At 69.4% G+C, this 20,609-nt stretch carries 16 protein-coding genes; 8 read left to right on the forward strand and 8 right to left on the reverse strand.

Features of this window, described 5'->3' with window-relative positions; translation table 11 throughout:
• Positions 1 to 71: 71 nt before the first annotated feature.
• The 5 genes from KVS71_RS01700 to KVS71_RS01720 form a co-directional block, all read right to left on the reverse strand.
• Positions 72 to 653, reverse strand: a complete 582-nt coding sequence (locus KVS71_RS01700; RefSeq protein ID WP_217583222.1) for a biotin transporter BioY — start codon at positions 651 to 653, stop codon at positions 72 to 74.
• A gap of 75 nt (positions 654 to 728) precedes the next feature.
• The gene (locus KVS71_RS01705) at positions 729 to 2,117 is read right to left on the reverse strand and encodes an MFS transporter (protein WP_217583224.1); all 1,389 of its coding nucleotides are present in this window, start codon (positions 2,115 to 2,117) and stop codon (positions 729 to 731) included.
• A 69-nt stretch (positions 2,118 to 2,186) separates the two neighbouring features.
• Positions 2,187 to 3,290, reverse strand: a complete 1,104-nt coding sequence (locus tag KVS71_RS01710; protein WP_060922321.1) for a beta-propeller fold lactonase family protein — start codon at positions 3,288 to 3,290, stop codon at positions 2,187 to 2,189.
• 5 nt (positions 3,291 to 3,295) lie between these two features.
• A complete protein-coding gene (locus KVS71_RS01715; protein ID WP_060922320.1) occupies positions 3,296 to 4,582 on the reverse strand; it encodes an adenylosuccinate synthase in 1,287 nt (428 codons plus the stop codon).
• Positions 4,583 to 5,063: 481 nt separating this feature from the next.
• Entirely contained in the window at positions 5,064 to 6,203 is a 1,140-nt protein-coding gene (locus tag KVS71_RS01720) for a hypothetical protein (RefSeq protein ID WP_217583226.1), read from the reverse strand.
• A gap of 172 nt (positions 6,204 to 6,375) precedes the next feature.
• Between KVS71_RS01720 and KVS71_RS01725 the strand changes: the two genes are divergently transcribed.
• Positions 6,376 to 7,077, forward strand: a complete 702-nt coding sequence (locus tag KVS71_RS01725) for a Pr6Pr family membrane protein (protein ID WP_368874530.1) — start codon at positions 6,376 to 6,378, stop codon at positions 7,075 to 7,077.
• 79 nt (positions 7,078 to 7,156) lie between these two features.
• On the opposite strand, the gene KVS71_RS01730 is transcribed toward KVS71_RS01725, so the two are convergent.
• Positions 7,157 to 8,518: an NAD(P)-binding domain-containing protein gene (locus KVS71_RS01730; protein WP_082750063.1), complete on the reverse strand. Its 1,362-nt coding sequence runs from the start codon at positions 8,516 to 8,518 to the stop codon at positions 7,157 to 7,159.
• A gap of 151 nt (positions 8,519 to 8,669) precedes the next feature.
• Here KVS71_RS01730 and KVS71_RS01735 point away from each other — a divergent pair, with 151 nt between their 5' ends.
• Positions 8,670 to 9,707, forward strand: coding sequence for a DMT family transporter (locus tag KVS71_RS01735; protein ID WP_217583228.1), 1,038 nt, complete (start codon positions 8,670 to 8,672; stop codon positions 9,705 to 9,707).
• Here KVS71_RS01735 and KVS71_RS01740 read toward each other — a convergent pair.
• Together KVS71_RS01740 and KVS71_RS01745 are read right to left on the reverse strand one after the other, a co-directional pair.
• A complete protein-coding gene (locus tag KVS71_RS01740; protein WP_105948988.1) occupies positions 9,634 to 10,899 on the reverse strand; it encodes an MFS transporter in 1,266 nt (421 codons plus the stop codon). The two genes, KVS71_RS01735 and KVS71_RS01740, sit on opposite strands and share 74 nt — an antisense overlap.
• Positions 10,896 to 12,014, reverse strand: a complete 1,119-nt coding sequence (locus tag KVS71_RS01745; protein ID WP_158698488.1) for a ThiF family adenylyltransferase — start codon at positions 12,012 to 12,014, stop codon at positions 10,896 to 10,898. The genes KVS71_RS01740 and KVS71_RS01745 overlap by 4 nt, the downstream gene beginning before the upstream one ends.
• A 319-nt stretch (positions 12,015 to 12,333) precedes the next feature.
• On the opposite strand from KVS71_RS01745, the gene KVS71_RS01750 reads away from it, so the two are divergent.
• From KVS71_RS01750 to KVS71_RS01775, 6 genes are all read left to right on the forward strand, one after another.
• Positions 12,334 to 13,413, forward strand: a complete 1,080-nt coding sequence (locus KVS71_RS01750; protein ID WP_186326348.1) for a MoxR family ATPase — start codon at positions 12,334 to 12,336, stop codon at positions 13,411 to 13,413.
• A 31-nt stretch (positions 13,414 to 13,444) separates the two neighbouring features.
• Positions 13,445 to 14,332 (forward strand): DUF58 domain-containing protein, encoded by an 888-nt coding sequence (locus KVS71_RS01755; protein WP_144881608.1) that lies wholly within the window; start codon positions 13,445 to 13,447, stop codon positions 14,330 to 14,332.
• Complete coding sequence (locus KVS71_RS01760; RefSeq protein WP_083370963.1) at positions 14,319 to 14,807, forward strand: hypothetical protein; 489 nt, start codon at positions 14,319 to 14,321, stop codon at positions 14,805 to 14,807. Before KVS71_RS01755 ends, KVS71_RS01760 begins: the two co-directional genes overlap by 14 nt.
• Entirely contained in the window at positions 14,798 to 15,784 is a 987-nt protein-coding gene (locus KVS71_RS01765) for a VWA domain-containing protein (RefSeq protein ID WP_368874531.1), read from the forward strand. The genes KVS71_RS01760 and KVS71_RS01765 overlap by 10 nt, the downstream gene beginning before the upstream one ends.
• A complete protein-coding gene (locus tag KVS71_RS01770) occupies positions 15,781 to 16,833 on the forward strand; it encodes a VWA domain-containing protein (RefSeq protein WP_060922013.1) in 1,053 nt (350 codons plus the stop codon). Before KVS71_RS01765 ends, KVS71_RS01770 begins: the two co-directional genes overlap by 4 nt.
• A gap of 214 nt (positions 16,834 to 17,047) precedes the next feature.
• On the forward strand, positions 17,048 to 20,551 hold the full coding sequence (locus tag KVS71_RS01775) for a PKD domain-containing protein (protein WP_254635344.1): 3,504 nt from the start codon (positions 17,048 to 17,050) through the stop codon (positions 20,549 to 20,551).
• The last annotated feature ends 58 nt before the right edge of the window (positions 20,552 to 20,609 follow it).

The raw sequence follows: 20,609 nt of genomic DNA on the forward strand, positions 1-20,609 counted from the left end.
GTCGGATCCGGTTTCCGACCTTCCGGGTGCACGACGGGGAGTCGACGGGATGAGCAGGGGCGGCCCGAGGGTCAGGCGACGACGGCGGGGCGCGCGGGACGCGTGTCGGCGAAGGCGCGGGGATAGGCGCGACGGAGGGCCATGACGATGAGGGTGGCTGCGGTCACCTTGATGAGGTCGCCGGGCAGGAAGGCCAAGGTCGAGAGGGCCGTGAGGTCGAGGGGGACGCCGGTGACGAGAGCCTGGACGGGGATGCCGAAGGCGTAGACGACGAGCACACCGCCGACGAAGGCCGCGAGCGCGGTACGCCACCAGGTCGGGCGACCGGTGCGCATCAGCAGTCCGATGACGACGACGCCCACGATCCAGCCGAGCAGGTACCCCGCCGTGGGGCCGACGAAGACCCCGAGACCTCCGCGCCCACCCGCGAGCACCGGGAGTCCGACCGCCGCGAGCAGGAGGACGAGGGCGACCGACCACGGTGCGACCCGCGGGCCGAGGACGAGACCGGCGAGCATGACGGCGAGCGTCTGTCCGGTGATGGGCACCCCGCCGGGCAGCGGGACGACGACCGTGCCGAGCACGATGATGAGCGCGGCGAAGACGGCGACGCGGCCGAGGGTCGCGGAGGTGTCGCGGGGGGTGGATGCCATCGGGTGCTCCTTCCTGAACGGCGTTCACCTGAACACCGTTCACCAGGGTAGAGGTGCCCGCACAGCCCGCGCAAATCACTCCGCAGCGGGCTCCGTGCTCCTTGTCCGCGGGGCGAGGACGGCCGCCGCCGCACCGATCACCGCGGCGAGCGCGAAGACTCCCGCGAACGCATCCACGCCGGCTACGGCCCCGAGCGTGACGAAGAGCGAGCCCGTGACGGCGAGGGCGAGCGCGCTCCCGAAGGAGTCGGCCACGGTCATGGCTCCGCTGTTGAAGCCCTGTTCCGCCGGGGAGGACATCGCGAGGACGAGCGCACTGGATCGCGGGCTCATCAACCCCATGCCCGCACCCGCGACGACCCAGGCGAGGGCGGCGAGCAGCGGGGCGGTCTGCGTGACCGTGATCACCAGGATCAGGGCGATCCCGACGACCACGAGGATCGTCCCCGCCCGCACCGCGGTCACGCTCGACAGGCGCTCGCCCATTCGCCCCTGGACAGTCGCCGCCGCCGACCAGGCCAGCGCACCCCCGGTCAGCGCGAGCCCGGCGAGGCTCGGCGACAGCAGGTACCGATCAGTGAGCAGGTACGGCAGGTAGATCTGCGCCCCGAAGAACGCCGCCGCCCCGAGACCACGGACGAGGATCACCGACGGCAGGCCCCGGCGGGCGACGAGCGCGCCCCGCGGAAGGAGCGGGCGCACCGCCGCGATCGCGATCACCACCGCGGCCGCCGACAGGAAGGGCCCGGCGACCGGGACCTCGCCCACGAGGTCGAGGGCGAGCACAGCGGAGGCGGCGAGCACCGACCACCCCAGCCGCCCGAAAGCCCACGGCGTGGTGGCGTCTCCGCTGCGCGCGAGCCCGCGGAGGGCCGGGAAGACCATCAGCAGCGCGAGCACGACGAGCACCACGACCCCGAGGAAGACCCAGTGCCAGCTCCACACCTCCGTGACCGCACCCGCGATCGTCGGACCGATCAGGGAGGGGACGACCCACGCGGCGGCGAACCCCGCGAAGATCGCCGGATGCAGGGACGTCGGGTACACCCGGGCGACCACGACGTAGAGAGCCACCATGAGTCCGCCGTTGCCGAGCCCCTGCGCGAAGCGTCCCGCGACGAGCACCTCCATGGTCGACGCGAGCCCCGCGACGAGCAGCCCCACGGTGAACAGGGCGGCGGAGGCGTACAGCGGCACCACGGGACCCCGCCGATCGGACCAGTTGCCGGCGACCACCATGCCGATCACGCTCGTCGCCAGCGGTCCGGCGAAGGCCAGCGCGTACAGCCGCTCGCCGTCGAGATCGGAGCTGACCGCCGGCATCACGGTGGTGACCGCCAGCGATTCGAAGGCGCCGAGGAACACGAGGGCGCACGCGCCGATCGTGATCCAGACGTACTCGCTGCCGAGGATGCGGGGCGGAGCGGGCGTGGACGGCGCGGTGCGCCCGGTCTCGGTCGTCATGAGGACGACGCTAGAACCTCAAGAATGGTTGAGGTCAAGCCTCTAAAGAAGAGTACGACCGGCCCGGTGTCAGCGGAGCGGGAGGATGCTCGTCGGCGCGGGAGCCTGCGCCTCGTGCCGGATTCCGAGCGGGACCCCGGTGCGGTCGTCGAGGTCGAGCAGCGTGACGGTGTCGGAGCGCTGACCGGCGACGAGGAGCTTGCCCTGGTAGACGAGGTGGTGTCGCGGCCAGTCGACTCCGGAGTCGGCGAGCGCGACCGGTTCCAGGGCCTCGCCGCTGCCGCGCACTCGCAGCGCCGCGATGGTGTTGCTGCCGCGGAGGGCGGTGTAGAGGAACTGGCCGTCCTTCGAGCGGGCGAGCTCGGCGGGGAAGTCCACGCCGATCTGCGCGATGGGGCTCGCCGGAGCCGAGGAGACGACGCCCCAGGTGCCGTCGGCGGCCGCCGCAAGTGTGAAGACCTCGCAGGAGTACTCGGTCACGACATGCAGGTGACCACTCGGATGCACGACCATGTGGCGCGGACCGGTGCCGCGCGGAAGCACGACCTCCTGATCGAGGACGAGCCCGGTGCCCTGCAGGCGCCAGAACCGGACGAGATCGAAGCCGAGGTCGGTCGTCGCCACGCGCCCGTCCGGCAGGAAGGCTGCGGCGTGCGCGTGCGACGCGCGGCCCGCGTCGCCGTACGGGTCGACCGCCGCGACGCCGTCCCCGGCGGGAGTCGCCGGTGCCGCATCCGGATCGCCGTCGCCGAACAGGGCGGCGCGCAGGGCCGCGGCGGCATCCTCCTTGGCCGGCACGAGACGACCATCGGCGGCGAGTGCGAACCGGACGACCCGCCCGTCGCCGTAGCAACTGGCGACGAGCGTCTGGCCGTTCGGCGACACTGCGAGATGACAGACGCCGTCCCCCGTCGCCACCGGATCGCCGAGCGGCGTCAGCGCCAGCTCCCCGGTGCGCGCGAACGCCTGCACGGCGGCATCGCCCTCCAGCGCCGCGTACACGACGTCGAGGGACGGATGCGCCGCCAGCCACGACGGCGACGGCGTCTGCGTCACGGGCCCGCGGTAGGCGAGCGTCGTGGCCTCCCGACCCTCGTCGCCTGCCAGCACGCCGATCCCCTCGGCGGAGCCCTCCATCGCCGGGCCGTAGCCCCCGAGCCAGAACCGCGTCATGCCGGTCAGTCGAGCAGGTCGTGGCGCACGATCACCTGATCGCGCTCCGGACCGACGCCGATCACCGAGATGCGGGTGTTGCTCATCTCCTCCAGCGCGAGCACGTAGTCCTGCGCCGTCTGCGGAAGGTCCTCGAAGGTGCGCGCGGTCGAGATGTCCTCGCTCCACCCGGGGAAGTACTCCAGGATCGGCTTCGCGTGGTGGAAGTCGGTCTGGTTCACCGGCACCTCGTCGAACCGCTCCCCGTCCACGTCGTAGGCGACGCACACGGGGATCTTCTCCAGGCCCGTGAGGATGTCGAGCTTCGTGAGCACGAGGTCGGTGATGCCGTTGATGCGCGTGGCGTACCGGGTGATGGGGGCGTCGTACCAGCCCACGCGGCGGGGACGCCCGGTGGTGGTGCCGAACTCGAAGCCCTGCTTGCGCAGCCAGTCGCCCTGCTCGTCGAACAGCTCGGTCGGGAACGGACCGGAGCCGACGCGGGTCGTGTAGGCCTTGACGATGCCCACGATGCGGTCGAGGGCGCCGGGGCCGACCCCGGAGCCGGTCGAGGCGCCGCCGGCCGTGGCCGAGGACGAGGTGACGAACGGGTAGGTGCCGTGGTCGATGTCGAGCATCGTCGCCTGACCACCCTCGAACACGACGACCTCGCCGCGGCTCAGGGCCTGGTCGATGAGGTAGCCGGTGTCGGCGACCATCGGACGCAGACGCTCGGCGTAGGAGAGCAGGTCGTCGACGATCTCGTCGCAGGTGACGGCGCGGCGGTTGAAGACCTTCACCAGGAGGTGGTTCTTCTGATCGAGGGCGCCCTCGACCTTCTGGCGCAGGATGTTCTCGTCGAAGAGGTCCTGCACGCGGATGCCGACGCGGTTGATCTTGTCGGCGTAGGCCGGACCGATGCCGCGGCCGGTCGTGCCGATGTTGCGCTTGCCGAGGAAACGCTCGGTGACCTTGTCGAGCGTGCGGTGGTACTGGGTGATGATGTGCGCATTGGCGCTGACCTTGAGCCGCGAGACGTCGATGCCGCGGGCGGACAGGGCCTCCAGCTCGGAGAAGAGCACCTCGAGGTCGATGACCACGCCGTTGCCGATGACCGGGTTCACGCCCGGCGACAGGATGCCGGAGGGCAGCAGGTGGAGGGCGTACTTCTCATCGCCCACGACGACGGTGTGCCCGGCGTTGTTGCCGCCGTTGAACTTCACCACCCAGTCGGTGCGCTCACCGAGCAGATCGGTGGCCTTGCCCTTTCCTTCGTCGCCCCACTGCACGCCGACGATAACGATTCCTGGCATGGGTAACCCCCTGGATGATGCCTCGCGCCGGGATTCCACCGGCGGATGAGCTGGCCCGATCGGGCTCTCCCATCCTATCGGCAGGCCTCCGACAGCCCTCGGAAGCGCGATACGGGACGGAATACGCACCGGCCCGAGGCCCTGGAGGCGCGGTTTCGATCCCGTATCAGGCGCTGGCGCGCGTTCGTCGACGAAGGCTCACCGAGGACCAGCACTTCCGCTCACGAGGAAGGGACTCGTAGCGATTCCGGCACGACCTTCGCCTGTGCGATCCCACGGGGACCGCCTGGTGTGGTGTGGACCGAGCCCACGAGATCGGGTGGCGGCCATGTGGTGCGGCGATCTTCGCCAACTCACGAGGGCTCACTCTCACGCTCCCGAAAACGTCAAGATCGTATGACACCCGTCTTCTCCCCTCGCACTGGCCAGGAAGCTTGCCCTCCGAGCGGCCCCACCGACGCTATCGTGCGAAAACTCGCGTTCACCGGACCTTGACGAAGTAGTCCGATGACAGGAGCGCGACGGGCATCTCGCTCGCGCGAGCCGTCGATTTGCGGTGGTTGTCAGGATCCGCCTGAACAGGAACGAACTCGGAGGGGACCCAGGCCCCCGGCTCCGTCCATGAAGCGCTGACGCTCGTCGCGGGCATGTTCGAGCGATAGACCATGCCGCCGCTCAGCTCGCGATGCGCACCCGCGGTCAGATGCGGGCGGACGAGGTCGGCGTACTCCGTGGAGAACCAGCTCAGCCACGGAGGGCTCTGCGGCAGCCCCGGCCACTCACCCCATTGCGGCAGCGCCATCGTCGGTGAGAAGCGGGACTGCGTGACCTCGGCGTACGAGAAGAAGCTGCTCGAACGCCGTGCCAACTCGATGAAGAAGCTCTCGAAGGCACTGACGAACCGAGGCTTGGAGAGCGCCGCCGCGTCGAAGACGAGCCGGACGCGCTGCTGTTCAGCGATGGACTGATCGGACCACCCACTGACAAATCCCGAGATGAGCGGCTTCCGCCCTCGGAGGACCAGTCTGCTGCGGTCACCATCCTCTCGGTAGATGCGGTCGACCCCTTCCGCCCCCTCCGCTGCGAGCTTTCCTCGTAGTGGCTCGCTGAACCCGAACACGGTGGGCAGTGCGGCCGGAAGATGCTCCTTCGCCGACTCGAGATACATCTGGGCAAACGAAGGGCTTTCCTCGTCGAAGCGCCGGAACCACTCGACGTGCAGGAACTTCTCGCGGCTGGGCCCGGTCCTCCGTGACACGTATCGAGGGTCGGACGTCTCCTCCACGACGACCTGTGGGTCGTGCACGACCCCTCCCACCACCCCGGCAAGCTCATCCGCGAAACGCAGCGCGTGTCCGATATGCGGCTGCGCAGAACCTTCGACGACGACTGCGTACCGGAAGCGCACGTTGTCGGGGAGACCGGTGGGAACACTGTCCATGTCTTCGCCGCCGACGTCGTGGGGCCCGTCGACGATGAAGCAGTACTCCCCTGAATCATGAGTGAAGGCCTGAACGAGCCCCTCGCCAGCGATCTCGCTCGCTGTGACTGAACTCGTCCCGGTCTGCACCTCGGACGGTGCGAGCCGGAGCTTTCCATACACTTCGATGTCGTACGACATGACTACCTCCGGCGGGTCCGTGGCCTTCGTGACGCCATCTCGACCATCATTGCCGAAGCTTGTCCGCCGGGGAAGCGCGATACGGGACGGAATCTGCTCCTCCCGGGGTCGCCGGAGGCACGGTTTCGATCCCACACCCGGGGGGGGGAGGCACGGTTTCGATCCCGCTACAGTGGCGACGGAGGTGGCGATGATGCGGTGGTGGCCCTACATCCGACTCGCGGCGGCGGCGCTCGCGGTGGCGGCGATCGTCGCGCAGCTCGTGCGCACCCTGGAGATCGCCCTCGCCGCAGACACCGCGTGGGGCGCGCACCTGCCCACCGTGTTCGCGAACTTCTTCAGCTTCTTCACGATCCTCTCCAACGTGCTGGCAGCGGTGGTGCTGGCCGTCGGCGGGGTATGGGGGCTGACGCACCGCGACGCGAGAGTCGAACCGACGTGGCTGGCGACGCTGCTCGTGTGCGCGAGCACCTACATGATCGTCACGGGCGTCGTCTACAACACGCTGCTCCGCGGGATCGCGCTGCCGCAGGGGGCCACGGTCGCCTGGTCCAACGAGGTGCTGCACGTCGTCATCCCGCTCGTCCTGCTCGCCGACGTGCTGTTCGCGCCGCGTCGTCGTGCCCTCGGCTGGGGCACCGTGGGGATCGCCGCGCTCTTCCCGATCGCGTGGGTGGTCTACACGCTGCTCCGCGCGAACCTCGTGACCGCACCCGCGACCGGGAACCCGTGGTGGTACCCGTACCCCTTCCTCGATCCCGCGCTGAACGGCGGCTACGGCGGCGTCGCGCTCTGGGTGCTCCTCATCGCCGCGATCATCCTCGCCACCGCCGCGCTCGTCGTGGGGATCGGGCGGCGTCGGGCCCGGCGGTGACCCACCCCTTCCCGTGCGCCCCACCCCCTTGCGAACGTACGAAAAGGGGTGGGACGGCCGGAAGGGGGTGGGACGGCGATCAGACGAGGAGCGCGTCGGCCTCGAGATAGCGCTCGAGGGAGTCGTCGAGCTCGTCCAGCCACGGGGTGTGGTGTGCGGCGGCGAGCGTCCCGGTCATGACCGAGGGGTACACGCGGTCGCGGTAGCCCATGATGTCGGCCTTCTTGTCGTGCTTCCAGGCGAGGAAGATCTCCACGACGCGATCGAGGTCGAACGCCGGATAGTCGGTGCACTCCAGCAGGTCGCGGATGTAGTCGGCCTGGAAGCGGATCTCCGTCGCCGCCGAGTCGATCTCAGCGAACCGCTTCCGCCACGCGGCGATGGACGCGGCACGCTCGCCCTCGTCGGGCAGGGCGATCCGGCCGAGGATGACGTCGCGCACGAACCACGCCTGCGCGTCGAACATGTTGAAGGTGAACCACTGGTCCTGTGCGCCGAGGTAGGCGAGGCGCGGGTTGCCCTGCCAGAGCACGCCCCGGTACAGCCCGTCGGGGTAGACGTTGTTCGGCGAGGACAGGGCGAGCTCCGCGGGCAGGAACGGGTACTTGTGCAGGTAGCCAGTGCAGAGGATGACCGCGTCCACCTCCTTCGAGGTGCCGTCGGCGAAGTGCACGGTACGGCCCTCGAAGCGCTCGACGCACGGACGCTCCTCGAAGCCCTCCGGCCAGTCGTATCCCATCGGCGCGGTCCGGTAGCTCGCGGTGACCGAGCGGGCGCCCATCTTGAACGCCTGGCTGCCGATGTCCTCCGCCGAGTAGCTCGATCCGATCACGAGCACGTCCCGCCCGGCGAGGGCCTCCGCGCCCCGGAAGTCGTGCGCGTGGGCGACGGATCCGGGGAAGGTCTCGATGCCGTCGAAGTGCGGCACGTTCGGGAAGGAGAAGTGACCGCTGGCCACGACGACCCGGTCGAACTCCTCTGTGGTCGTGCGTCCGGTGGGCAGGTGCTCGCTGGTGAGGCGGAACACCTCACGCTCCTCGTCGAACTCCACCCAGCGCACCGCGGTCTCGAAACGGATGAGGTCGCGCACCTGCGTCTTCGCGAGACGCCCGGCGATGTAGTCCCACAGCACCGGACGCGGCGGGTACGACGAGATCGGCCGTCCGAAGTGCTCGTCGAAGGTGTAGTCGGCGAACTCCAGGGCCTCCTTCGGGCCGTTCGACCACAGGTTGCGGTACATGCTGGAGTGCACGGGCTCGCCGTACTCGTCCAGCCCGGTGCGCCAGGTGTAGTTCCACTGGCCGCCCCAGTCGGCCTGCTTCTCGAAGCAGACCAGTTCGGGGATCTCCGCCCCCGCACGGGCCGCGGACTCGAAGGCCCGCAGCTGCGCCATCCCCGAGGGGCCGGCGCCGATGATCGCTACTCGTTCACTGTTCGTCACGTATCGTCCTCAAACTCTTCCGTCATGTATCGGGCGCAGCCGTATCCGGGAGAGGAGGACAGTTCTTCCCCGGTGGGAGCGGAACGCTCGACCCGCCCGGACAGTGGCTGCTCTTCGACGTTAGCAGTGCCCCGCGGCGACGCTGGCGGGAATGCGACGACGGCTGTCGCTTCCGCGCATCGCCGATGTCGGCGGCCGGTGCCAGGATCGGACGGTGCGACAGGACATCGGGGCATCAGAGCGGCTCGACCCGCCGGGCACGCCGACGCGATCGCGTGGCGCACTGGTGCTGCTCGCGGCCGCGGTGACGGTCGTGCTCTGGGCCTCGGCCTTCATCGGGATCCGTGGCGCGGGGCCGCACTACGACCCCGGGGCCTTGGCGCTGCTGCGCATGGCCGTGGGCACCCTCGTGCTGACGATCATCGCGCTGCGGCACGGCATCCGGCTCCCGGAGCGCCGCCACTGGCTGCTGATCGCCGTGTGGGGAGTCGGATGGTTCTGCATCTACAACCTGGCCCTCAACAGCGCCGAACGCACCCTCGACGCCGGAACCGCCGCGATGGTCGTGAACCTGGCGCCGCTCATGGTCGTCGTCTTCAGCGGTCTCTTCCTCCGGGAGGGATTCCCCCGCCCCCTGGTGATCGGCGCCCCCATCGCCTTCCTCGGGGTGGTCCTCATCGGCATGAACTCCACCAGCAGCACCGGCCCCGACCTCACGGGCCTCCTGCTGGCCCTTCTCGCCGCGGTCATGTACGCGGGGTGCACCCTGCTGCAGAAACACCTGCTCACCTCGGGGGCCGACGCCACCACGCTGACCTGGCTCGGGGCGGCCGCCGGCACGATCGCCCTGATTCCCTGGCTCGGCGCGTTGATCGCCGACGTGCAGACGGCGCCCCTCGACGCGACGCTGTGGGTGGTCTACCTCGGCATCTTCCCCACCGCCATCGCCTTCACCACCTGGGCGTACGTGCTGCAGCGCAGCACCGCGGGGAAGACCTCCGCGACGACCTACGTGGTCCCGGCCCTCGCCATCCTCCTGTCGTGGCTGATCCTCGGGGAGGTGCCCACCCCGCTCATGTTCGTGGGCGGCGCGCTGTGCCTGCTCGGCGTGCTCATCACGCGTCTGCGATGGCACCCGCGGACAGGGGAAGCGGTTCGACCTGGTCGAACTCGCTCCTCCGGGGAATAGCTCCGACCGCCCTGGAGAGCGCAGCGGCCACCGCCGTGCCCGCGAGGATGGCGAGAGGCACCCCGACCGCAAGGTAGTAACCGGCGTACTCCAGAAGCGCTCCGGCCAGCAGAGGCGCGGCACCGCCGGCGAGCGCTCCGAGCAAGGACGAAAGCGACAGCACGCGACCCCGGATCTGGTCGGGGATGATCAACGCGAGGTACGACCCCTGCACGGCGTTGAGAGGTATCAACGGCATCGAGGCGACGAAGCCGATGACCGCCACAGCGGGAACGCTCTGAGTAACGAGAAGAGCGGTGAACGCCAGAGTGATCATGCAGATCGATAGGCGCACGATCGCGCGCCCGCTGTATCGGCGGAGTATCCATCCCGCGACGGCTCCACCTGCGAGCACGCCTGCGCCCTGCATGGTCTGGATGGTTCCGATCTGCCACGCGGGGGTGCCTGTCTGTTGCTGGCTGAGCACGATGGTCATTCCACAGGCACCCAGGCAGAAGTTGACCAGCACGATCAGACCGATGAGGGTTCGCGGTTGACGCCACACCGCCAGCCAACGACGACCTGCGGCGAGCGATCGCACCCCTGCTTCGTCACCGAGGCCCTCGGGGCTGAGGTCCTTACGTATCGCGAGGGCGGATCCGACTTCTCCGAGCCGAGCGACCGCCGAGACGATCAGCGGCAACGAAGGGTGCACACCGAAGAGCAGCCCCGATACCGGTGCCGCCGCAAGCCGGATGGCTGCGTCGCGAGACTGGTTGGCTGCGGATGCCTCGGCCAGGAATCGCTTCCCGACGATGCGCGGGAGCGCGACGTCCGTGACCGTGAAGAAGAGCCCCACGACGAGCCCCTCTCCTGCCGCGATGACGATGAGCGCAGCTGTCGTCAGCGTGCCCGTGACGTACATCGCCGACAGCCCTGCGTAGATCGCGAACGCGGACGCGCCCGACCAGATCATCAGCCTTCGGGCGTCGAACCGGTCGGCGAGAACGCCACCAGGAAGGGTCGACACCGCCCGCGCGACGGCCGAGACAGTGCCGATCAGCCCTGCGAGAAAGGCGTCGGATGTGACGTAGTAGCCGAGAAGAGTGAAGGCGAAGGCCCCGATGCTCAGGCCGACTTGGGTGAGCGTGTCACCGGCGAACCACGCCCGATAGTCGCGGACGCGCCAGAGACCCAGCCGAGGCGGATTCACAGCGGGTCGGCATCGAAGATGTAGTCGAACTGGGAGTCGCCCGATCCGCACGTCGGGCAGCCCGGGTGTCGATCCCAGTTCATGATGATGCGGAGCGCTCCTGAGATGTAGTTCACCTCGACCTGTCGGCCGAGACCCAAAGGGGCCGCGTATCCGGTGATCAGGCGCATCGCCTCGTCCACGCCGAAGGACGTGAGCCTCTGAATGTGCGGCGCGATCGCCGCGGTCGCCGCGTCTCTCGCCGGCGACATCAGTGCATGGAACTGCCGCAGGAAGCCATCCGTGTTGAGTTCGTCGAAGATGTGCAAGCAATCGAGGCAGCCGGACTCTCGCGGAACCACCGAGAAGAAGCGGCCGCTGGTGTGCTGAGTGAGCATGATGACGACGGGGATTCCGAGCCGCACCGCCGCGGCGTTCGCACGGCGTTGGGCAATGAACCGAGGCTCATCGATGGCGCAGATGATGACGTCGGCTCCCCGCGCGACCCGAATGATGTCGTCCACCGAGGCGACCTTCAGATCGAACACCTCGACATCGACGTCCGGAGCGAACGCTCGACAATACTCTGCGCTTACATCGGTCTTCTTCCGCCCGATATCACTCGTCCGGAACAGAGTCTGCCGGTTGAGGTTGCTCTCATCTACGACGTCGTAGTCGAGGATGGTGAGCTTACGGAGGCCGCACGCCAGAAGCTGCGGGAGGCTTGCGCTTCCGCCCCCTCCGAGCCCGAGCAGAACGACATGAGACTCGCGGAGAACGTGCTGGGCACGATTCGCCGCTGCCTGCGTATTCTCGGCGGCGGCCGCAAAGAACGTCTGATTGGCCTCCAGCCGAACGGGCAGGCTGTCGTAAGAGCACGCGTCCTCGATGAGGCCGCTTGCGTCGAGATACTGGATCCCCTCGCGCACGTCGTCTTCAGACAGGTCGCCGAGGGCTTGGCACGCCTCTCGAAGGACCTCGCCGTACTCACGCCTGCCGTCGAGCAGCGGTAACAGGACGCGCAATTGGCCCTGCGGGTCGGTGAGCTCCTTCGTGATCCCCTGCTGCGCGCCGATGCGGACGACATCGTCAGCGAGCCAATAGATGGGTAGCGCTCTTTTGATCTGCGGTCGCATGAAGTTCCTTCCGGCCCCGTATCGCTCGACCGAGGAGGCCGAGCGATACGGGGTGGCGTGCGCGTTCTCAGAGAACACCCCAGCTGATGTCACGTTCCTTGGTTGCCCGAACTGTGAACGACATAGCTCCTCCTCTCGCATAGTCGGGTCGGTATCTAACGAGCCAAGTATCAGCGGGTAAAACGTTGCATGTCAATGGAGGCGTTGGAGCAGGCTCATCCGGCCGCTTAGCGGCGACCTCCGCGCAGGTTGCGATTACGCTGGTCGGCGGAGGGGCGCGCCGTGCGGGCCCGCGTGTGACCGAGGGAGACGAAGACCGATGACCGACGCCGACGCGCCGACCCCGCCGACGATCTCCGCACCCCCGCCACCGCCCGCGTCCGCCGCGCCGATCGCCGCAGCGGCCCCCGCCGCCGCTCCGACCGACGCCGAGATGGCGCGCGCCGGTTCCGTGCTGCAGACGATCTCCGACGCGTACTCCGCGAAGATGGTGGGCCAGGAGCGCCTGCGCACCAGCCTGCTCGTGGCGCTCATCGCCGGCGGTCACATCCTCCTCGAGAGCGTGCCTGGCCTCGCCAAGACCACTGCCGCCAGCACGCTCGCGGACACCGTGAAGGCGAAGTTCAAGCGCATCCAGTGCACGCCCGACCTCCTGCCGAGCGACATCACGGGCAACCAGATCTACGACGCCGCGACGGGCAGCTTCCGGACGGTGCTCGGCCCCGTGCACGCGAACTTCGTGCTGCTCGACGAGATCAACCGCTCCAGCGCCAAAACCCAGAGCGCCATGCTCGAGGCGATGCAGGAGCACCAGACCACCATCGGCGGCGAGATCCACCCGCTGCCGAAGCCGTTCCTCGTGATCGCGACGCAGAACCCCATCGAGCAGGAGGGCACGTACGAGCTGCCCGAAGCGCAGATGGACCGGTTCCTCCTCAAGGAGATCGTGGAGTACCCGAGCCCGGCGGAGGAGTTCGAGATCCTCAGCCGCATCGACTCAGGCGTGCTCGACCCCGACCGGCACGTGCACAGCGCCGTCACGCTGGACGACGTGCACCTGCTGCAGGACGTCGCGAGCCGCATCTACGTCGACCCCGCGATCCGCAACTACATCGTGTCGATCGCGTACGTGACCCGGAATCCCGCGCCGTACATCGGGGACGAGCGCGCCCGCTTCATCAAGTACGGCGCGAGCCCGCGGGCCAGCATCGCCTTCCTCCAGGCCTCGCGCGCCCTCGCCCTCCTCAGCGGCCGGACCCACGTCCTTCCCGAGGACATCCGCGCCCTGCGACACCTCGTGCTGCGGCACCGCGTGCTGCTGACGTTCGAGGCTGACGCCGAGGGCATCCGCAGCGAGGAGATCATCGACCAGATCTTCGCCGCCGTGCCCACCCCCTGACCCGTCGACACGTTCAGGGATCCCGCGCCAGATGCCCAGCCTCATCACGCAGGTGAAGAGCAAGCTCTTCATCCACTCGAACCGCAAGTCGCTGCACGCGCTCGACGGCGCCTACGCGTCGTTGCTGCACGGGCGGAGCCTCGACTTCGAGGACCTGCGCAAGTACGAGTACGGCGACCAGGTGCGCGACATCGACTGGCGCGCGACCGCCCGCCTCGGCACCCCGTTGGTCAAGCGGTCACGGGCCACGCGCATGCACACGGTGATGTTCGTCGTCGACACGGGACGCTCGATGACCGCTCTCGCCGCGGACGAGCGCTCGAAGAAGGACCTGGCGATCCTGGCGACCGGAGCCCTCGGCGTGCTGACGCTCCGGCACGGCGACGACTTCACGGTCGTCTACGGCGACGCCTCCCGCGTCCGTCGCCTGGCACCGGGGCGCAGCGAGGGCGCCCTCGAACACGCGCTGCGGACGATCGACCGCGCGGTCGACGACGCGGCGGCCCCCAGCGATCGCGACGCCCTGCTGTCCTTCGTCACGCGGACGATCGCACGGCGCATGATCGTGGTCGTGCTCACTGACGAGGCCCCGGTCACCACCGAGACCGAGCGCCTGCTTCGCCGCCTGCGGGTGCAGCACGACGTGCTCTGGCTCACCCTGCGCGACGCCGAACCGGTGCTCGACCACCGTTCCGCCCGGCTGCGCGCCGACGTCGACAGCCTCTGGGAGGTCCCCGATTTCATCCAGGGCGACCGGGCGATCGTGAACGAGCTCGGTGCGCAGCGGGCGGCCGACGCCGCCCGGCTCGCCGACCTGCTCACGAGGATGGAGATCAGTCACGCCGCGCTCGACGGTCAGGACGACGCCGTTCCGCAGCTGCTGCACCTGTTGAACCGGAGGTCCGATGCCCGGTTCTGACGAGCTCTACCCGCCTGCGCAGTACGGGTGGGGATGGATGCTGCTCGCGCTCGGCATCCTCGCCCTGCTGATCGTCGGCGCGTGGCTGCTGTTCCGGCTCACTCGCCCCCGCACCGCCGCCTCCGGAGCGGCCGCGGATGCCGGTCAGCCGTCCACGCTCGACGTGCTGTCCGCTCTGCGCTCGGAGTACCTCGACCGCATCGATCGCGTCGAGCACGACTACCGTGACCGCCACCTCTCCGCGCGGCAGGCGAACCTGGAGCTGAGCCGCGTCGTGCGCACGTTCGTCAACGAGTACAGCGGCCTGGAAGCACCGGTGCTCACCCTCGACGACCTCGTCTCCCGCGGCGTGCATCCTGCGCTCATCGATGCGATGGGCCGCCACTACTATCCGAGCATCTTCCGGCAGGGGCCCGCCATCGATCCGGCCGCCGGCGCCGAAGCCGCCAGGACGGTGGTACGCGCGTGGCACTAGCGAACGTCTGGATGCTGGTCCTCGCCGCGGCGGTCGTCGTCGCCGCGGTGGCGATCGGTCTCGCGGTCGGCCTGCGCCGCCACCGGGACCGGCGCGCCGCGGACACCGCTCGCGTGGCCAGGGCGGAGCGGCTGCGAGCGCTGCCGTCCTTCCGCCAGGCGCTGTCCCGTCGCGCCGTCGCCCTGACGGGTCTGCTCGCCCTCGGTGCGGGGGCCGCGCTGGTCGCCGGCGTCGTGGCCGCGCGTCCGATGTCCGCCCAGACCGTCCAACCCGTCGACACGAGCCGCGACATCATGCTGTGCCTGGACGTGTCGGGGTCGATGTCGGAGGTCGACGTCGAGGTGCTCTCGGTGTTCGACGAGCTGCTCGACGGCTTCGAGGGCGAGCGCATCGGCCTGACGATCTTCAACAGCTCTCCCGTACAGATCTTCCCCCTCACCGACGACTACGACTTCATCCGCGGGCACCTCGCGAGCATGATGTCGAGCTTCGACTACGTGGATGAGATCCCGGAGCACTGGCTGGGCACGCTCAACGGCGACGGCGCCTCCCTCATCGGCGACGGACTCGCGGCCTGCACCATGGGCTTCGATCACCCGGACGACGACCGGTCCCGGTCCGTGATCTTCGCGACGGACAACGAGATCAACGGCGCCTCGATCGTGACGCTCGATGAGGCCGCGGCGTATGCGGCCTCGAAGGATGTCCGGGTGTTCGCGATCAACCCGGTCGAGGGCAAGGACGCCGCCGTCAGCGCCGAGCTGGCCGCCGCCGCCGAGGCCACCGGGGGCGCCGCCTACGGGCTCCGCGACACGACCACGGTCGGGGACATCATCGACGAGGTGCAGAAGCAGGAGGCCACGGCACTGCGCGGCGAGGCGCAGGTGGTCTGGACGGACACTCCGAACCTGTGGATCGCCGTCCTGTCGGTCCTCGCGCTCGGCTTCGTCGTGCTGGTCTGGAGGGTGCGCCTGTGATCTTCCAACCCGTGCTCCCCGTGTTCCTCATCCTGCTGCTGTGCGCCGGTGTCGCCGGCGTGGCCGTCTGGATGCTCGTGCGTGCGCCGCGTGCCGGGGGCGAGGTCGTGACCGACCGACGCGCTCTCGCCGTGCATCGGTCACTCTGGGCGCTGCGCCTCGTGATGGTGCTCGCCTGCGCCGTGATGCTGCTGCGGCCGGGGCTCCCCGGCGGCTCCACGCAGACCCTGGCGACCGACACCGACATCGTGCTCGTCGTCGACACCACCGCGAGCATCGTGGCCGAGGACTGGGACGACGGCGCCCCCCGGCTCGACGGTGTGCGCGCCGACGTGCGCGCGCTCGTGGAGGAGTACCCCGGAGCCCGCTTCGCCCTCCTCACCTCGGATGCGGCCGCCGAGCTGCGGATCCCGCTGACCACCGACACCACCGCCCTGCTCGGCTCACTCGACGTGCTGCGCCCCGAGGTCACGAGCCAGTCGCGCGGCAGCTCGATCGGCGTGGCCGCTCCGCTGCTGAGCGAGACCCTCGCCGCCGCGGCGGAGTCGTCGCCGGACCGTTCGCGGATGGTCTTCTACTTCGGCGACGGCGAGCAGACCACGGGGTCCGCCCCGGAGTCCTTCGCCGACAGCGCGCGCTACACCGACGCGGGTGCCGTCTTCGGGTACGGCACGACGGAGGGCGGTCCCATGCGCGTCACGACGGGCGGGCTCGACCAGAACGGCTCCGAGTACATCCAGTACCAGGGTGCGGATGCACTCTCCGTCATCGACGAGGGAAACCTCGAGACGATCGCCGGGCAGCTCGGCGTCGGCTACGAACACCGGGAGGCGGATGTCGCCCCGTCGCTCCCCGCCGCACCGTCGAGCACCACCGCCTACGCCGACGCCGGCGAGGTGGGGAACGTGATCGAGCTGTACTGGGTCGCGGCACTCGTGGTCCTCGCCGCGCTGGGGGTGGAACTCACCCGCGCGACGATCCTGGTCGCCCGACTCCGAGGTCTTCGCGCGCCTCGCGCGGGGCGGCCCGCTCCGCTCGACGCCCCCTGACAGCACGCGAGACCCCAGGATCCCTGCGGGTACGGCGTGTACTCCGCTCCCGGCGATGGTATTGTGTTACCCGTCGGAGGCTTCTGCGCCTTCGACGGGGGTTCGTCGGAACGAACCGCCGCGGTCCGAGCATCTCTGGGGGAGCTCTCGCGGTCGATCGTCCGACGATGACGTGCCGACGTGGGGTCGGCCATCGAATGACTGGGGAACACACATGGGGAACAGTGCTGTCTGGAAGAGCGCGCGCACGGGCGTGGCCGGAGTGATCGCGGGGGTGATGGTCGCCGCGGGGCTGGTCGCCCTCGGCGGCGGAGCCGCCGCGGCGGCCGACGATCCGCGTGGGATGCCTCAGCTGCTGCAGCGGGACGAGAACGTCGTCACATCCGATCCGATCCCGACCGTGCAGATCGACAACGGGTATGTCTGGGCCCAGACGACGATCGGGTCCATCGTGTACGCGGTCGGCAAATTCGACAACGCCCGCGAGCCGAAGGCCCCTCCCGGGACCGCACTGACGGCACGCTCGAACGTGCTCGCCTACAACATCGACACCGGTGCGCTGCTGCCGTTCGCCCCACAGGTGAACGGCGTGATCAAGGCCGTCGCCGCCTCGCCCGACGGCTCCCGCATCTACATCGGCGGCTCGTTCAACAAGGTCAACGGCAAGGACCGCTGGAACATCGCGGCGATCGACGCGAAGACCGGTGAGCTCGTCCCGGGCTTCGTGCCTTCCATCGGCGGATCCGGCGTCTACGCGCTGGCGACGTCGGGGACGACCGTCTACGCCGGCGGCCTCTTCACCCAGGCCAACGGCACGCCGCGGAAGAACCTGGCCGCCTTCGACACCACCAACGGCGCGCTCCGTCCCTGGGCTCCGCAGACCGACCTCCAGGTCGATGCCATGGTCATGGACCCTGCGGGCGCGGACACCATCGTGGGCGGACGCTTCTCCCAGGTCAACGGCAACACCGAGATGCGCGGCAGCGCCTCCGTCGACAAGACAACCGGAGCCCTGAACACCGAGTGGGAACTGGCCAAGACGGTCAAGAACGGCGCCGGATCGGGCATCTACGCCGGCAAGGCCGGAACCTTCGGTCTCGCCACCGACGCGACCGGCGTGTACGGCACCGGCTGGGGCTTCGCCGACGCCGCGACGGGCAGCCTCGAGGGCACCTTCGCCGCCGAGGCCGGCACCGGCAAGGTGCGCTGGATCGCGGACTGCATCGGCGACCACTACGGCGTCTACTCCACCGGCAAGGTCGTCTACACCACCAGCCACACCCACACCTGCGTGACCCTCGGGCTCCACCCGGAGCAGGCTCCTCGCATCCACCGCTACTCCGAGGCCTACACCGCCGACGCCAGGGGGACGCTTGCTCCCCAGCCCGCGGCACCGGGCCGCAAGGACTGGGGCGGCACGCCGGCGCCGTCGCCGTACGCGTGGTCTCCGGACTGGGCGGTCGGCGTGACGACCGGTCTGGGTCAGGCCGGCCTCTCCATCACCGGCACCGGGAACATGATCTCCATCGGCGGCGAGTTCCGCTCGGTCAACAACGGGCAGTTCGAAGGACTCGTGCGATTCTCGACGACTCCTCCCGGCGGCCCGAAGGACGGACCCCGCCTCTCCGGAGACAAGTGGGAGCCGACCGCGACCTCGCTCGTACCCGGCCACGTGAAGGTCTCGATCCCGTCCAACTGGGACCGGGACGACCTCACGCTCACCTATGAACTGCGCCGCGCCGGCTCGACCGCGCCGCTGTTCACCACGAAGGCGGACTCCACCTGGTGGAACCTGCCCGCCATCACCTTCGAAGACACGACGGCTCCGGCCGGCTCGCAGCAGAGGTACACGTTCACAGCCACGGACGGCGACGGCAACACGGTCACGAGCAAGACGGCGACCGTCACGGTGGCCGGTTCGACCCCTCCGTACTCCGACGCCGTGCTCGCCGACGCACCGCAGCTCTACTACCCGCTGGGAACCGTCGGTCAGGACGTGGCCGGCACGAACAACCCCATCTTCCGCGCGGGGGCGAAGCCGTCGACGTCGGGCGTGCCGAAGGGAGTGGCGGGTGCCACGGCCCTCGACGGCACCGAGACGGGGCGCGTCGACACCACCACCAAGATGCCGACGCCCGGGGCGTACTCGGCCGAGATGTGGTTCCAGACGTCGACGACCAGCGGCGGTCTGCTGTTCGATTTCGAGAGCTCGGCCGCGGGCTTCTCGAGGAACCACGATCGCAACGTGTACATGTCGAACGACGGGCGCCTGAACTTCGGGGTGTACAGCGACGGCACGAAGGTCATCACGACGAAGTCGGCATACAACGACAACCAGTGGCACCACGTCGTGGCCTCGGTGAGCCCGGAAGGCATGAAGCTGTTCGTCGACGGGCAACTCAACGATCAGATCACCGGAGTGACCAAGGGCCAGGACTACGAGGGCTTCTGGAAGATCGGCAGCGGCAAGCTCGCCAACTGGCCGAACACCCCGAAGTCGGTCTCCCTCACCGGCAACGTCGACGAGTTCGCCGTGTACCCGTACGGACTGACCGCCGCACAGGTCAAGACGCACTACCTGGTCGGCAAGGGCTCGACAGCTCCGGTCGCCGCCTTCACCACAGCCGTCGCCGGGCTCGATGTCGCCTTCGACGCGAGCACCTCCGTGCCGCCGGGGACCACCACGATCTCGGACTACCGCTGGGACTTCGGGGACGGTACGACGGGTACGGGCAAGACGCCGTCGCACGCCTACGCGAAGCCCGGCACGTACGTGGTCAAGCTCACGGTCACCGACAGCCAGAACCTCGTGGGCTCGGTCGCGAAGCGTGTCGTCGTGCAGGGCGCCAACGCGCTGCCCACGGCTTCGTTCACGCTCTCGGCCTCGGGGCTGACGGTGACGGCCGACGCGTCTGCGTCGACGGACGCCGACGGCACCATCCGCAGCTACCGCTGGGACTGGGGTGATGGCACGACCGGTGAAGGAGCATCGGCGACGCACACGTACGCGACGGCCGGGACGCGCACGGTCACCCTCACGGTGACGGACGACATCGGCGGCTCTGCCACGACCACGCGGGAAGCCGTGGTGGCGGAACCCGCGCCGCTCGCGAGCGACGAGTTCGACCGCACGGCCGGTCCCGGCTGGGGTGAAGCCCTCACGGGCGGAGCATGGAAGATCGCCGGCGGGTCCGCAGCCGCGGCCAGCGTCGCCGAAGGCTCAGGGCAGCTGAAGCTGGCCGCGGGAGACACCCGCCACGCGACGCTGAACGCACCGTCGGTGCCGAACCCGGCGTTGGAGACGACCTTCCGCGTCGACCAGCCGTCCAGCACGGGAGGCTCCTACATCGGGGTCATCGCCCGCGACTCGTCCGCCGGCCGGTACCTCGTGCGCGCGTGGCTCCGCCCGGACGGCACGGTCTGGCTCGTGGCGCACAGAGACGGCACCGTCCTCGCGACCCGGGCCCTGAACGGCGTCACGGTCACCCCGGGCACCACCTACACGCTCAAGGCGGCCGTGACGGGGGCGGACAAGGCCTCCCTCGTCGCGAAGCTCTGGACGAGCGATGCCGCGGAGCCCGCCGACTGGCAGCTGCGGGCGACCGACACCGCCCCGCTTCCGGCAGGTGGCGTGGGTCTCAGCGGCAGCCGCTCGGCGAGCGCGACTGCGCCCCTCGGCGTGTCCTTCGACACGTTCCGCGTCAAGGCGGCGGAGTAGCCGGACAGGCACTCCCCGTCACGAACGCCGGCCTCGATCGGGGCCGGCGTTCGTCGCA

The organism is Microbacterium sp. GbtcB4 (assembly GCF_019091465.1).
Taxonomy (GTDB): domain Bacteria; phylum Actinomycetota; class Actinomycetes; order Actinomycetales; family Microbacteriaceae; genus Microbacterium; species Microbacterium paraoxydans.